This window comes from Actinoalloteichus caeruleus DSM 43889 (genome assembly GCF_000429185.2).
GTDB classification, from domain to species: domain Bacteria; phylum Actinomycetota; class Actinomycetes; order Mycobacteriales; family Pseudonocardiaceae; genus Actinoalloteichus_B; species Actinoalloteichus_B caeruleus.
The window spans coordinates 572,824-587,709 of the sequence record NZ_AUBJ02000001.1; the positions used below are offsets into that span (position 1 = coordinate 572,824).

At 72.8% G+C, this 14,886-nt stretch carries 12 protein-coding genes; 2 read left to right on the forward strand and 10 right to left on the reverse strand.

The features are described 5' to 3' along the window. Positions 1-34: 34 nt before the first annotated feature. From aztC to aztB, 3 genes are read right to left on the reverse strand one after another with little or no spacing between them, the layout of a single operon-like run. Entirely contained in the window at positions 35-985 is a 951-nt protein-coding gene (gene aztC / locus G443_RS02315) for a zinc ABC transporter substrate-binding protein AztC (RefSeq protein ID WP_026420626.1), read from the reverse strand. Then, on the reverse strand, positions 982-2,217 hold the full coding sequence (locus G443_RS02320) for a hypothetical protein (RefSeq protein WP_026420625.1): 1,236 nt from the start codon (positions 2,215-2,217) through the stop codon (positions 982-984). The genes aztC and G443_RS02320 overlap by 4 nt, the downstream gene beginning before the upstream one ends. Continuing rightward, positions 2,214-3,083, reverse strand: a complete 870-nt coding sequence (aztB, locus tag G443_RS02325; RefSeq protein WP_026420624.1) for a zinc ABC transporter permease AztB — start codon at positions 3,081-3,083, stop codon at positions 2,214-2,216. The genes G443_RS02320 and aztB overlap by 4 nt, the downstream gene beginning before the upstream one ends. Positions 3,084-3,135: 52 nt before the next feature. Here aztB and aztA point away from each other — a divergent pair, with 52 nt between their 5' ends. Further along, positions 3,136-3,879 carry a zinc ABC transporter ATP-binding protein AztA gene (gene aztA / locus G443_RS02330; protein WP_035293172.1) on the forward strand — a complete coding sequence of 248 codons (744 nt, stop codon included), beginning with the start codon at positions 3,136-3,138 and terminating at the stop codon, positions 3,877-3,879. 562 nt (positions 3,880-4,441) lie between these two features. On the opposite strand, the gene G443_RS02335 is transcribed toward aztA, so the two are convergent. The 7 genes from G443_RS02335 to G443_RS02365 all read right to left on the reverse strand — a co-directional run bounded on the left by G443_RS02335 (position 4,442) and on the right by G443_RS02365 (position 13,708). Further along, entirely contained in the window at positions 4,442-5,659 is a 1,218-nt protein-coding gene (locus G443_RS02335) for a M50 family metallopeptidase (protein ID WP_026420622.1), read from the reverse strand. 160 nt (positions 5,660-5,819) lie between these two features. Next, positions 5,820-6,956: a mandelate racemase/muconate lactonizing enzyme family protein gene (locus G443_RS02340; protein ID WP_026420621.1), complete on the reverse strand. Its 1,137-nt coding sequence runs from the start codon at positions 6,954-6,956 to the stop codon at positions 5,820-5,822. Positions 6,957-6,969: 13 nt separating this feature from the next. Continuing rightward, the gene (locus G443_RS02345; protein WP_026420620.1) at positions 6,970-7,893 is read right to left on the reverse strand and encodes a dihydrodipicolinate synthase family protein; all 924 of its coding nucleotides are present in this window, start codon (positions 7,891-7,893) and stop codon (positions 6,970-6,972) included. Between the two features lie 8 nt (positions 7,894-7,901). Beyond that, positions 7,902-9,266: an MFS transporter gene (locus G443_RS02350; protein ID WP_051314387.1), complete on the reverse strand. Its 1,365-nt coding sequence runs from the start codon at positions 9,264-9,266 to the stop codon at positions 7,902-7,904. A gap of 111 nt (positions 9,267-9,377) precedes the next feature. After that, positions 9,378-10,034, reverse strand: coding sequence for a GntR family transcriptional regulator (locus G443_RS02355; RefSeq protein WP_026420619.1), 657 nt, complete (start codon positions 10,032-10,034; stop codon positions 9,378-9,380). Positions 10,035-10,295: 261 nt separating this feature from the next. Then, entirely contained in the window at positions 10,296-11,897 is a 1,602-nt protein-coding gene (locus G443_RS02360; RefSeq protein WP_035293170.1) for an NHL repeat-containing protein, read from the reverse strand. Further along, entirely contained in the window at positions 11,894-13,708 is a 1,815-nt protein-coding gene (locus G443_RS02365) for a flavin-containing monooxygenase (RefSeq protein ID WP_026420617.1), read from the reverse strand. The genes G443_RS02360 and G443_RS02365 overlap by 4 nt, the downstream gene beginning before the upstream one ends. Before the next feature lie 161 nt (positions 13,709-13,869). Here G443_RS02365 and G443_RS02370 point away from each other — a divergent pair, with 161 nt between their 5' ends. Further along, the gene (locus G443_RS02370) at positions 13,870-14,883 is read left to right on the forward strand and encodes an SDR family NAD(P)-dependent oxidoreductase (protein ID WP_026420616.1); all 1,014 of its coding nucleotides are present in this window, start codon (positions 13,870-13,872) and stop codon (positions 14,881-14,883) included. Positions 14,884-14,886 lie beyond the last annotated feature (3 nt).

Consider the following 14,886-nt stretch of genomic DNA (forward strand, 5'->3'; position numbering starts at 1 on the left):
GGCGGTCACCGGCCCGGTGCGGTGTCGTGGGTGGTCAGAGCTGCCCGAGCAACCCCTGGGAGATCGAGTCGGTGTTGGCGCGCATCATGTCCAGGTAGGTCTCCGCCCCCTCGCCCTCCGCGCTCAGCGATTCGGAGAAGAGCGGGACCACCGCCACGTCCAGACCCGCGTGGTCGGCCAGGACCTGGGCGAGGCGGTCCGGCTGGGAGGAGTCGGCGAAGATCGCAGGCACCCCGGCGTCCCGCACCGCTCCGGCGAGGGACTCCAGGTCGGAGGCGCTGGGGGAGGCGAGTGTGGTCCCGCTGGGGATCACCGCGCCGACGACCTCGAAGTCGTAGCGTTCGGCGAGGTAGCCGAACACGTGGTGGTTGGTGACCAGCTGCCGCCGGTCGACCGGGATCTCGGCGAAGCGTTCCGCCATCTCCTCGTGCAGCGCCTCGAGCTCGGCGCGGTAGGCGTCCGCGTTGGCCCGCACGGCCTCCTCGTCGACGCCGTCGACGTGCTCGACGACGCGGTCGGTGATCTCCTCGACCACCGCCACGACGCGCACCGGATCCGTCCAGAAGTGCGGGTCGGGTTCCCCCCGCGACTCGTCCGAGGTGTAGTCGATCGGGTCGGCGTGGTCACCCGCGGAGACGACCGGCACCCCGGACTCCTCGGCGGCCGCGACGTGGCGGAGCATCCCCTCCTCCAGGCCGAGGCCGTTGTGCACGAGCAGCCCGGCCCGCTCGACCAGAGCCGCCTCCCGGGCGGAGATCCCGAAGGAGTGGGGGTCGGCGTTGGGCCGCATCAGCACGGTCACCTCGGCCTGGTCACCGATGATGTTGCGGGTGATGTCGCCCAGGATGTTGGTGGTGACCACGACCTCGCCGTGGTCGGCGTCGGCGGTGGAGCACCCGGTGGCCGCCACCACGAGTCCGGTGGCCAGCGCGAGCAGGGAACCGGCGAGTCGGTGTGCGCGGGGGCGCGCGCCTCGGCCGCTCATCGCCCCGTCTCCACCATGTGGCTGGCCAGCCCCGGCACCTCGAGGGTGCGGGCGACCCGCAGGTCGTCGTTGTAGTCGATCTCGTGGATCTCACCGGAGGTCGGGTCGTTGACGTAGGCCCTGGTGGTGTCGACCTCGATGACCGGGGCCGGTGTCCCGGCCGCGGCCCCCGGCTCCAGCAGGGGCACCGCGGCGGTCTCCTCACCGGTGTCCGGGTCGAGCCCCCGCAGCACACCGTCGGCGGTGAGGACGAGGACGGCGGATCCCTCGCCGGCCGTGTTGGCGGCCACGACGGGTTCGGTGGTCGCCCAGTGCCGCCACGTCCGTTCGGTGACGTCGAGGAGCCAGCCCCCCGCATCCCCTGCGGTGCCGACCAGCGTCGTGCTGCCAGGGCGGTGGCGGAAGGTGCTGATCCGCTCCCCGTCCTCGACCGGCTCCGGGTAGGCGATCAGTTCCCCGTCGAAACGGCCGTCGTCCTCGGTGACCAGCAGCGCGCCGTCGGCGCAGCCGAAGACCACGCCCCGGCGGGTCAGCGCCTGCCCGCGCGGGTCCTCGCAGGTCACGTCGAGGGTCGACACCGCTTCCCCGTCACGGTCCCGGATCTCGACGGTGCCGTCACCGGCTCCACCGCCGGCCGGCGCCAGCAGGTGCTCCCGGTAGGGGACGGTGGCGGAGGTGCCCGCCACCGGGACCTCCTCGACGCGGGGGACCACCGTCCCGCCGTCGAGTTCGGCCCGGTCGAGCACCAGCGTGCGACCGTCGGCGGAGGAGACCGCGGTCACCACGGGATCGCTGAAGGCGTCGGTGAGCTCCACGCCGTCGACGGTGCCGACGTCCCGGACCTCGGCCCGGTAGTAGTGCACGTGGTCCCCGTGGTCGACCATCCAGGAACCGCTGTCGATGACGTGGACCGCGTCGTCGGCACCGGCGACGTAGCCGAAGCGGCCGTCGCCGGCGATGTCCTCGACCCCCTCGACCTGGCCGACCTCGTGGACCTCCTCGTCGATGAGGTCGAGGACCCTGACCCCTCCGGTCTCCGCGTCCGCGATGACCAGCCGGGACTGCGCCTCGGCGGTCTCCTCCGCGCCTTCGACGTAGCCGTGGGGCACGTCCTCCTCGACGGTGGCCGGGCTCTCCGCCGGTGTCGTGCTGCCGCAGGCCGCGATCAGGACGGACACCGACGCGAGCCCAGCCGCGAGCCGGGCGGCCCGCGTGTGCTGTTGCCGTGTCACGGTTGGTACTCGGTCCTTTCGTGGTGGTCGTTCGGGGACGGCTCGGCACGGGGCGCGCGCCGGACGAGGCGGGCGGCGAGTGCCGAGAGGAAGAAGAGCAGGACGGCGGCGGCGACGATGGTCGCTCCGGCGGCCGTCCCGAAGTGCCAGGACACCAGCAGCCCCACGACGTTCGCGGTGACGCCGAGCGCGGCGGCACCGGCCATGATCGCCGGCACTCGCCTCGCCCACAGCGCGGCCGCCGCCGGCGGCGCGATGAGGAGTCCGAAGACCAGCAGGGTGCCCACCACGTGGAACGACGCGACGATCGCGAGCGTCACCAGGCCCAGCAGCAACCCCTCCGCCAGGCGTGGCCGCAGCCCCAGGGTGTGCGCTTTGCGGGGGTCGAAGGTCAGGGCGAGGAACGCCCGGTACCCGAGTGCCGAGACCAGGCCGGCGACGGCCAGGGCCACCGCGAGACCCACGAGGTCGCCGTCGCGGACGGCCAGGACGTCCCCGAAGAGGAACCCGGTCAGGTCGACGGCGAAGGACCGGGAGTGCGAGACGATGATCACGCCCGTCGAGAGCATGCCGACGAAGAGCATCCCGATCGCGGTGTCCCGGGAGATGCGGCGGGTTCGTCCCAACGCGTTCACCCCCAGCGCCATCACTCCCGCGCTCAGCGCGGCCCCGATCAGGGGACTCCCACCGAGCAGTGAGGCCAGGGCGACGCCGGGGAGCATTCCGTGCGACATCGCGTCCCCGAGGAACGCCATGCCGCGCAAGACCACCCAGGTGCCCACGAGAGCGCACACCAGCGAGACGAGCACGCCCGCCACCAGAGCCCGCTGCACGAAGGCCACCTCGAACGGCAGCAGAATGTCCATGGCGACGCACCTTATAGTGATAACCATTTTCATCAAACCGGGAAGGGGTGCCATGAGCGATTCAGTGCCAGGGATCACAGTCCGTGAGGTCTCGGCCGGGTACGGCCCCGTTCGAGTGCTCGACCAGGTCACGGCCGAGATTCCCCACCGACGAGTGACCGCCATCCTGGGACCCAACGGTGCGGGCAAGTCGTCGCTGCTCAACGTGATCGCCGGCACCCTGCCGGCCACCTCGGGCACCATCCTGGGCCTGGGCCCGCGCCCACCCGCCTACGTGCCGCAGCGCAGCGAGGTCTCGGACGCGTTGCCCATCACCGTGCGTGCCACCGTCGCGATGGGGCGGTGGGCGCACCGGGGCCCGTGGCGCCGCCTCACCCGAGCCGACCGAGCCGTCATCGACGACTGCCTCGCCGAACTCGGCATCTCCGACCTCGCCGAGCGGCAGCTCGGCGCGGTCTCGGGCGGCCAACGGCAGCGCGCCCTGGTCGCCCAGGGACTCGCCCAGCAGGCCGACCTGCTGCTGTTGGACGAACCCGCCGCCGGCCTCGACCTGAGCGCGCGGTCCCTCATCGACGATGCGCTGCGCGGGGCGCGGGACCGGGGGACGACGGTCGTGCGGGTCACCCACGATCTCGAGGCCGCCCACGAGGCCGACCACTGCGTCCTGCTGCGCGAGGGCCGGGTGATGGCGCAGGGCGACCCGGCCACCGTGCTCGACGCCGACACCATCAGCCTGGCCTGGAACGTGCCCACCCCCGGGCGGCCCGCCGCCCGCCGGGGCACCCCCGCCGGCTGAGGACGACGCGGCATCGCGGTCGGTCGAACCGGTGCCCGCCCGGCCGCGCCACCGGCCTCCCACCCGGTCCGCGTCGCGGGTTCCCGTCCGTGGAGTCCCGGCACTCCCCACCGCGCATGGGGAGCGCATGCCGGCGCCGTCGGCCCCGGGAACCCGGGACGGCGGCGGGCGTCCCCGGCCCGACGGGCGCGGCGAGCGGGGCGCCGGGAGGGAGGACGCGGCGCTGGGGGACCACCACGGCACCGCCCGCCAGCGTCGACCGCGATCGGCGGGGGGCGGGGGGCGTGACGGCCCCCGGGGCGGGACCGGTTCTCCGACGTCGCGCGGAGGAGCCGCCGGCGTGCGCCCACGTCCGACCGCCGGTGCCACGGGGACCGCCCCACCCGCTCCCGCCCGACCGAACCCGACACCGCTCCGGTGCCGCCCGCCCCTCGGACCCCTGGCGCCAGCCCGGTCACCGACTCCCCGAGGTACCCGACGTCGCCACCGGCACCGCCCACCGCGTTCCCCGGCGGCCGGCCCGCCACCAACCGCCGTGCCGACGTCCCCGGCCCCGCCGAAGTCAGAACAACCGGACGGGGTTGACGATGTCGGCCGTGACGGTCAACACCATCACCACGGCGCCGATCAGGACCAGCACCAGAGTCACCCCGGTCAGCCGGTTGTAGTCGACGGGACCCCCGGCCGCCCTGCCTCGAAGCCCGCGCACCACGTCCCGGACCCGCTCGTACCAGCCGACGGCGATGTGGCCGCCGTCCAGCGGCAGCAGCGGCAGCAGGTTGAAGACACCCATGAAGAAGTTCAGGCTCGCCAACAGGATCAGGAACAACGGCCACAGGCCGTGCTGGACGGCCTCCCCGCCGATGCGGCTGGCCCCGACCACGCTGATCGGCGTCTCCGGATCCCGCTCATCCCCGAAGATCGCCGACACCACCGCCGGGATCCGCTGGGGGAACTCGACGAGCCGGTGGAAGGTCTGCACCACCATGTCACCGGTGAACGCGGCGGTACCCGGGATGGCGGCCACCGGCCCGTACTCGAACTGTCGGACGAAGGAGACGCCGATCGTGCCCGTCGTCCGGATCTCCGGCTCCGCTTCCCCCGGCACCGCCACCGGCCGCTCGACCTGGCGCACGTCCACCGTCACGGGCCGCGTCCCGCCGTCGCGTTCGACCTCCAACCGGGTCGGACCGGACGAGCCCTGGACCGCGACCATGACCTCCGCGTAGGTGAGGGTCGTGACTCCGTCCACCGAGACGATCCGGTCACCGGGGCGGAGGCCCGCCTCCCGGGCGGGCGCGGCGTCACCAGCCTCGCAGCGGGGGTCGCTGACTTCTTCCGGGGTCGTCGCGTCCCGCACGCAGGAGGCGACGGACTCCACCTGGGGAACGCCGGCGACGTTCGGCAGGCCCATCGTCGTGGCCATCAGGTAGAGGATCAGGAAACCGAGGCCGAACTGCATGACCGAACCGGCGGCCATCACGACCGTCCGCTTCCAGACGGGGAACCGCCACATCGCGCGGGGGGCCTCCTCCGGGGTGACCTCGTCGAGCGAGGTCATCCCGGCGATCTCGCAGAAACCCCCCAGGGGGATCGCCTTCAGGCCGTACTGGGTGTGACCCCGTCGGAACGAGAAGATCGTCGGCCCGAAACCGACGAAGTACCGGCGAACCCGCATCCCGAAGGCGCGAGCGGTCCACATGTGACCCGCTTCGTGCAGGGAGACGGAGAACCAGAAGCACAGGACGAACAACACGACGCCGAGAACGTACGCGAGCACCCGAGGGCCCTCCTGACCTGGAGCGGCGCGACCTCCGGGATGGTACCGAGCACCGCCCGGATCCGCCCGTGCGACGCCCGGCGCCGTCGGAGACCGCCACCGCGCCGCTCGCCCCTCGGGCGGGTCGGGCGCGGCCACACCCGACCCGCGCCGGCACGCCTCACATGTAGGCGGTGGACCCGTCCGGGCGGTTCGGCACCCGGCGGACCCAGTGCACGTGGTCGTCCCGCAGCAGCGCCTCCTCGTCGATCTCCACCCCCCAGCCGGGGCGGTCCGGGCGGAGCTCCAGGTGCCCGTCGACCGGGACGTACGGGTCCGGGCACCACCGCACCTCGTCCGGTTTGTACTCCAGGACGGAGAAGTTCGGCGTCGCCGCCGCGAAGTGCACGTTCGCGGCGGTGGCCAACGGGCCCATCGGGTTGTGCGGCGCCAACGGCACGTAGTGCGCCTCGGTGATCGCCGCGATCTTGCGCATCTGGGTCAGCCCACCCACGACGCAGATGTCCGGCTGGGCGATGTCGACTCCCTGCGCGGCGCACAGGGCGAGGAACTCGTGCGGCGTGTACAGCGACTCCCCGGTCGCGAGCGGAACCGACATGCGCGACCGCAACCGAGCCCACGCGGGGATGTGTTCCGGGCGCAGGGGTTCCTCCAGGAACAGCGGGTCGTTCGGGGCGAGCGCCGCCGCCAGCCGCTCCGCCCGCGCCGGCTCCCACACGCACGCGTGCGCGTCGAACGCGAACTCCCACTGGTCGGGGTGGGACTCCCTGACCTGTCCGAAGTACTCGCCCAGCTCCCGGCACACCACCCCCCACCTGTTGGTGTGGATGTCCGCGCGGTACGGGCTGAGCTTGAAGGCCGTCACCCCGTACCGCTCGTGGGCCTCCGCGGTGCGCTCACGCAGCTCGGGCAGGTCCGGTGCCGAGTACAGGCCGGCGTACACCCGGACCCGGTCCCGCACGGCGCCGCCCAGCAACTGGTACACCGGCAGCCCGGCGGCCTTGCCCGCGATGTCCCACAGGGCGTGGTCGATGGCCGCGATCGCCGCGAGACCCAGCGCGCCGGGCGGGAACCGGGATGACTGCAACAGCAGCTCGTTGACGTAGGACGTCCGGCGCGGGTCCACGCCCCGGATCTGGTCGAACAGGTAGTCGAGCAGCGGCGGGAAGGCGTGGTCCGGGCCGTGGTTGTACGTCTCGGCCCAGCCGTGGATCCCGGCGTCGGTACCGATGCGGACGAGCAGGCGGGGCCGGTCACCGACCCGCTGCATGTAGGTGTCGAGCGTCGTGACGCGCATGACGTCCCCTCCCTCAGGCGGCGTCGCCGCTGGTCAGGCCCGGCCAGTCCGCGACCGCGCTGGTGACGGCTGCCGCGACGTCCTCGGGGAGCTGGCGGCTCGGTGGCCGCACGTCGCGGCGGCACAGCCCCGCCTGGGCCATGGCCTCCTTCACGACCGAGACGTTGTCGGCCGACCCGTCCCGGGACCGCAGCTCCTCGAACCGGCGGATGCGACGCCACTGCGCGGCGACCGACGCGGCGTCACCGGCGCGCAGGCCGGCCAACATCGCCAACGACACCGCCGGCGACACGTTGACCAGGCCCGAGGTGAAGGCCCGGGCGCCCGCCTGCCAGTAGGCGGGCGCGTACGGTTCGGCGAGACCGGCGATCCACAACAGGTCGTCCCGGCCGACGTCGGCGAGGGTGCCCGCGAAGTGCGCCGGGTCCGGCACCGAGTACTTCAGCCCGACCAGGTTCGGCGCCCCCTCGGCCAGGGACCTGATCGCCTCCCCGGTGATCCTCGGGCTGCGGACGTAGGGCAGCACGCCGATCTCGGGCACCGCCGAGGCGACGGCGGCGTTGTAGCCGGCCCAGCCGGTGGGGGAGAGGTAGGGGTGGGCCGGTTCGTGCACCATGACGGCGTTCGCCCCGGCGTCCCGGGCGTGCCGGGCGTCCTCGCGGGCGGTGCGCAGGTCGAAGCCCACCCCGGCCACGACGGTGGCCCGGTCGCCGGCCGCCTCCACGGTCACCTCCACCGCGCGCCGCCGTTCCGCCGGGCTCAGCGCGTAGAACTCGCCGGTGTTGCCGTTGACGGTGAGGGCCGTGATCCCGTGGTCCACCAGGCGTCGGGTCAACGTGGCGAGCAGGGGCCAGTCCACCTCGCCCTCGCCGTCGAAGGGGGTGATGGGGATGGCGACGACGGTCGCGAGGCGGTCGGTCAGGTCCTGGGGGTGCATGGTCGTCCTCACGGGGTCGCTTCCGGAGCGGCCGGGCGGGAGTCGCCCTGGTCGAAGGTCATGACGGGTTTGATGCGGACGCACAGGCCGTAGATGAGGGCGCTCACCAGGCTGCTGACGCCCGCGAAGATCATTGGGCCGAGGTAGGAGTTGTTGGACACCGCCAGGAAGAAGCCGATGGCGATCGGGCTGATGATGTTGCCCAGCTGGGAACCGAAGTTCTGGAAGCCGGCGATGGATCCCACGACGTCCGGGGACGGCGCGACCTCCGACGGCAGGCTGAGGATCGCGGCGCCGGCGAACGAGTGAGCCGCGTTGCTCAGGGTCAGCAGGGCCATCACGGCCGCCGTGCTCTCCACGAACGGGGTGAAGGCGATGCAGGCGCTCAGCGCCAACCCGGTGATGATCGGGAGCTTGCGCGCCAGGTTCGTCGACATGCCGCTGGCGAGCATCCGGTCCGACACCACCCCACCGAGGACGGTGGCGCCGACCGCCACCAGCGGAGGGATCGCTCCCACGAGACCGAACTCGGCCTCCGAGAGCCCCCTGTCCTGGAGCAGGTAGCTGGGGTACCAGGTGAGGAAGAACGCGCCGGCCAGCGAGCGGAAGACGTAACCGAAGGTCAGCGCCCACACCTGCCCGTCGCGCAGCAGGTCGGTCCAGGGCGCCGCCGCCCGCTCGGCATGGTCGGGAACCATCTCGGCCTGGTCGGAGCGGATGTGCGCGAGCTCGGCGGCGTTGACCCTCGGATGGTCCTCGGGGGACCGGTACACCTTCAACCAGCCGAGGATCCACAGGGCGCCCACGCCACCGATGACCACGAAGACGGCCCGCCAGCCGGCGACGACGGCCAGACCAGTGACGACCGGCACCGACAGCGCCACCCCGATCTGCTGGCCCATGTCGAAGATGCTCGAGGCGAACGCCCGTTCCCGTCGGGGGAACCACTTCGACACGACGGTGACGTTCGCCGGCTGCACCGGGGCCTCGCCGATGCCGAGTCCGAGCCGGAAGACGATGATGCTGGCCGCCCCCTGCGCGACGGCGGTCAGCGCGGTCCAGATCGACCACCAGCCCACCGCGATCGGGTACACCAGGCGGGGGCCGAGGCGGTCGAGCAACCAGCCCGAGGGGATCTGGAAGAGCGCGTAGGTCCAGAAGAAGGACGACAGCAGCACACCCTGGATCGCGGGACTGATCTCGAACTCGCGGGAGATGAACGGGAGGGCGACGCTCAACGCCGACCGGTCGAGGTAGGCGATGGTCAGGCCGAGTGCGGAGAACCCGACGATCGTCCATCGCATGTTGCTGCGCCGACGCGCGGCGGGCTCGCGGTTGGCGGCCGCCGGCGACGGTGTGTCACCATGAAGCATCGTTGCTCCTCTGAGTGGCGATGTCGCGTTCCCCGTCGTGCGGAACGCGTGACTCCTGACGGTGTGGCCCGGAAACCTGGCAGTGGACGGGCCACACCGCGTGGTGTGTGGTCAGCGTGGTTGGAGACCACCCTCCTCCCGGGGCAGTGCGTCGACGAAGTCCTGGATGTGCCGGGCGGTCAGTTCGGCCGCCGTGGCCGCGTCGCCACGGGTGGCCGCGTCAAGGATCGCCGCGTGCTCCTCCGCTTCGGACTCCCAGGAGGACCGCCGCGCCCAGGCCGACACCGACACCAGCGCGGTCTGGTCTCGCAGTCCGTCGAGCGTCGTGACGAGCAGGGGGTTGCCGCACCGGGCGTAGAGCCCCCGGTGGAAGTCGCGGTTGGCGATGCTGCGTTCGGCGTCGCCGGCGGCGGTCCGAGCCCGTTCCAGGGCCGCCGCGGCCTCGGCGAGGTCGCCGCCGGCGAGGACGGAGCGGCGCACCGCCTCGGGTTCCAGCAGCAGCCGCATGTCGTAGACGGCCACCGCGTCGGCGTGGGACATCCTCGCCACCGTGGCGCCCCGGTAGGGGCTGAGGACGACCAGACCGGAACCGTGCAGCGTCTTGAGCGCCTCGCGGACCGGCGTCTTGGAGACACCCAGCCGCTCGGCCAGTTCCTGCTCGACCAACGCGGTGCCCGGCGTGAGGCTGCCGTCGAGGATGGCCGACTTGATGACGCCGAGCACGTGCTCCGTGCGCGACGGGATCATCTCGGGTCTCCGCGCGGTCATCGGCGGCTGTCCTCGATCGTCATGGCGGGTAGTATATGAGATATGATCGCCCGGTCAAGGGGTTCTACCAGCGCTTTTCTTGGAGTGATCCCCGCGTTCGGTCGGCGCTGAGGGGTTGGTGAGCCCCTCAGCCGGCCGGTGGGCGGCGAAACCGGGCGGCGGAACAACGCACCCCGCCGCCCAGCCCAGCCCCCGAGGGGACGCACCGAGTGCCGGCGGTCCCGACCGCCCTTCGTCGCACCGCCCCGTGCCCGGCCCGTGTCACCGCGCGACGAGCTTGAGCACCCCGCCCTCCCCGTTGGCCGCCAGGTAGACGGCCCCGTCCGGGCCGACGGCGAGACCGGCGAAGGGCCGGGGAACCCCCGGCATCCCGGCGGCTGCCAGCGCCGGCGGCGTGCGGGCGGAACCGGGCGGCGCGCCCACGGCCAGGTCCGCCACCTCCACCGCGACCTCCCCCGTGTCCGGGTCGACCGCGATGAGCCGTCGCCGGCCGACCTCCACCACCAGCAGGTCGTCACCGCGCACCGCGAGACCCTGCGGCAGGTCCAATCCCTCGGCCACGGGCACCGCGACACCGTCGTCGACGCGGTGCAGGACCCCGGTGGCCTCGTCGGTGACGTAGCAGTGCCCCCGCCCGTCGACGGCGACGTCGACGGGCCGCTCCAACCCCGACACGAGCACGGCGACGGTGTCCCGCTCGTCGATGACCACCACCCGGCCGCGTCCGGACTCGGCGACGAGGACGGCCCCGTCGGCCCGCGCGGCCAGCCCCACCGGGGCGTCCAACCCTTCGACCCGCGTCCGCGACGAGCCGGTGGCGGGGTCGTGGGTCCGCAGTTCGCCGAACTCGGAGGTCAGGTGGAGCAGGCCCCGCGCGTCGCAGGTCAGGCCGTGGGTGAACGGCAGCAGCTCCCGGGTGGTCACCGCCCCCTCGTCCTCGACCGACGCCAGCCGGTAGTGGTCCCCGAGGTGCACCCGGCCGCCCAGGTCGACGGTGACGCCGAACGGCCCGTCCAACCCACGGGGCACGATCTCCCGTGACCGGCCGTCGGGCCGCAACTCGGCGATGCCGCCGCTCGCGTAACTGGACACGTACATGCGGCCCTCGCCGTCGAAGGCGGCGTTGTCCAACCCGACGATGCCACTGGGCACCACCGAGCGTTCACCGGCTCCCCACCCGCTGACGCGGGTGACGACGCCGGCCGCGCCCATCGACAGGACGAGCAGGTCCCCGGCCGGGTCGAACCGCACCGCCACCGGGTGGTCCACGTCCTCCGCCACGAGTTCCGGGCCGCCACCGTCGACGGGGACCCGGAACACCTCGCCGCTGAGCATGTGCGGGTAGTACAGGCACCCGTCCGGGCCGAGCTGCATCGCGTTGCCCATGGCCAGGTCGTCGGCCAGCACCACGGGTGCACCGCCGGCGGGGAACAGCTCCAGCAGCCTGCCGCCCGGGCGCATCTCGTTGACGAACAGCCGGTCGCCCACGACGGCGATCCCGTTGGGCAGGACGACGTCGTCGGCGACGAGCGCGTACTCCCCCTCCGGGCTCCGGCGCCACACCCGGCCCGGTACGAGGTCGGTGACGTAGAGGGAACCGTCCGGCCCGAACGCGAGGTCGTCCGGCGACTGGATCGGACCGCCGGCGGGAACGACCGTGTCGACCTCACCCGAGGCGAGGTCGACCGCGCTGATGACGCCGGCCAGGAACTGCGCCACGTACAACCGGCCGTCCGGGCCGAACGTCACACCGTTGGAGCCCCACAGCCGGTTCGGCCCGGCGAGCCGCCGCACGTCCCAGCGTGCGCCGCCCACCGGGTCGCGTGGGGTGCCGTACCTGCTCGCCCCCGGAGCCCCGGTCACGGGGAGACCGCCAGCACGTCGTCCATGCCGCCCTCGTCCCGCCACCGGCGGAGCAGGCGGTGGAAGGCGACCGGCCCGTCGGCGTAGGTCTCGCCTCGGGGGCGTGGGCGGCCCTCGTTGTTGTAGTAGCCGGGGGTGCACTCGGACTGGAACCGGAACTGGTCGGGGGCGTTCCTCCTGAGGCCGTCGACCCAGGCGGCCTCGGCCTCGGCGGTCGGTTCCACGACGACGACACCCCGTCGACGGGCCTCCGCCACCACCTCGGCGATGTGGGTGGCCTGCTCGTCGAGGACGTGCACGAAGTTGACCGAGGAGGCGTTCTGGAGCGGACCGAGGTGGAAGAGGTTCGGGAACCCGTGGCTGTAGAAGCCGTGCAGGGTGCGCGGACCCTCGCGCCAGTACTCCAGCAGGGCCAGCCCGTCCCTCCCGTGCACGGGCAGCCGGCCGCGCAGCACGTCGGACATCCCCACCTCGAAACCGGTGGCGAAGACGACGCAGTCGACCTCGTACTCGCGGTCGCCGACCACTACCCCGGACTCGGTGAGCCGTTCCACCCCGCCGTGGTCGGCGGTGTCGACCAGGGTGACGTTCTCCCGGTTGAAGGTGGCCAGGTACTCGTCGCTGAACGTCGGCCGCTTGCACAGGTACCGGTACCAGGGTTTGAGCGCCTCGGCCGTCGTCGGGTCGTCGATCTCGGCCGCCACGCGGGCCCGGATCTCGTTCATCTTCTGGAAGTCGGCGATCTCGTCCACCGCCTCGCGTTCCTCCGGGGAGAGGCCGGTGCGCGCGTTGGTGGGGATCAGCTTCTGGAGGAGCCGCGCGCTGGAGGTCCACCCGTCGCCGACCAGGTCCTCCTCGACGCGTTCCCCGCTGACCACCGCGAGGAAGTTGTCCCGGCGTCGCCGCTGCCAGCCTGGGGCGAGCGTCCGCGCCCAGTCGGGGTCGGTGCGGCGGTTCCCCCGCGTGTCCACCGAGGACGGGGTTCGTTGGAAGACGTACAGGTGCCGGGCGTCGCGTCCCAGGTGGGGGACCACCTGGATGGCGGTGGCACCGGTGCCGATGAGGGCGACGCGCTTGTCGGCGAGGCCGACCAGGCCGCCGTCGGCGCTGCCACCGGTGTAGTCGTAGTCCCACCTGCTGGTGTGGAAGGTGTGGCCCCGGAAGGTGTCGATGCCGGGGATGCCGGGCAGCTTCGGCTGGTCGAGCGTTCCGCTGGAGACGACCACGTGCCGAGCCCGGATGCGGTCCTCGCGGTCGGTCCCCACGACCCACTCCTCGGCCCGCTCGTCCCACCGGAGTTCCCGGACGGCGGTGCGGAAGCAGGCGTCCCGGTAGAGGTCGTACTTCCGGGCGATGTCCTGGGCGTGGCGGAGGATCTCCGCTCCCGGCGAGTACTTCCACTCGGGGACGGTCCCGACCTCCTCCAACAGGGGCAGGTACACGTAGGACTCGATGTCGCAGTGGATGCCCGGGTAGCGGTTCCAGTACCACGTCCCGCCGAAGTCACCGCCCTTCTCGATCACGCGGATCCGCTCAACGCCTACCTGGCGGAGCCGGCTGGCCGCCAGCAGTCCGCCGAAGCCGCCGCCGACGACCACCACGTCCACCTGGTCGGTGAGGGGGGACCTGGGGGGCTCGGGTTCCGCGTAGGGGTCCTCCGCGTAGTAGCCGAAGCGGCCCTCCGGCCGCTGGTGGTGGAGCCTGCCGTCCGTGCGGAGGCGGCGGTCCCGCTCCTCGCGGTACTTCGCGCGGAGGGCGTCGGGATCGAAGCCCAGCTCGTCCGGGATGGTCGGGGTGCCGGAGGTGGACATGCGTGCCTTTCGTCGCGGTGATCACCACTGGGATCCAGGAAACCCATCCCCACCCATTAAGTCAAGCGAGTGATTTAATGGTGGGCGGTGCGCGGTTCGTCCGTTCTCGACCGTTCCACCACCAGCTCACCACGACACCTCGACCGCCGGGAGGCCGACGAATGAGCGACCCAACCCCTGTGCTGACCGCCGACACCCCGGTCGGCCAGTGGCTCACCCACCCCGTGGGCGGGCCCCTGCTCAGAGACCTGCTCAGCCAGGGGGGAGTGGACGAGGACGCCCTGGCGGCCGTCCGGCAGATCCCGCTCGGCCACCTCGTCGCCCTGAGCCGGGGCCGCCTGCCGCAGGACGCGGTGGACGACCTCGTCACCAGGGCCGGTGGGGAACCCACCCCGCCGCCCGGCCCTGCCGGCGGGACCCCGCACGCCGCGTCCAGCCGCTTCGACGGCAGGACCGTCATCGTGACCGGCGCCGCCTCCGGCATCGGCCGGGCCACGGCGGCCCGCGTCCTCGCCGAGGGCGGGCGGGTCGTGGCCGTGGACATCGCCGGCGGCGGCCTGGAGACCCTCGCCGCCGAGGCCGCCTCCGACCGGCTCCACACCGTCGTCGCCGACATCACCGACCGCACCGACGTCGACCGCGTCGTCGACGCCGCCGGCACCCGGATCGACGGCCTGGCCAACGTCGCCGGCGTGCTCGACGACTTCTCCCCGGCGCACGAGGTCACGGACGACACCTGGCGCCGCTGCTTCGACGTCAACGTCGACGGCACCCTCAACCTCGTCCGCGCCGTCATCCCCGCGATGCTCCGGGCCGGCGCGGGCAGCATCGTCAACGTGGCCTCCGAAGCGGCCCTGCGCGGCTCCACCGCCGGCGTCGCCTACACCGCCTCCAAACACGCCGTCGTCGGGCTCACCCGCAGCTGCGCCGTCATGTACGGCCCTCACGGCATCCGCGTCAACGCCGTCGCCCCCGGTGGCGTGGCCACCGGTATGGCGCCACCCGTCGACCAGTCCGAGTTCGGCGCCCACCGCATCCACGACCTGCTGCGCTCCATGCCGCCGGTCGCCCTCCCCGCGCGGCTCGCCGCCCCCATCACCTTCCTGCTCAGCGAGGACGGCGCGAACGTCAACGGAGTGGTACTGCCCTCCGACGGCGGCTGGTCCGCGCAGTAGACC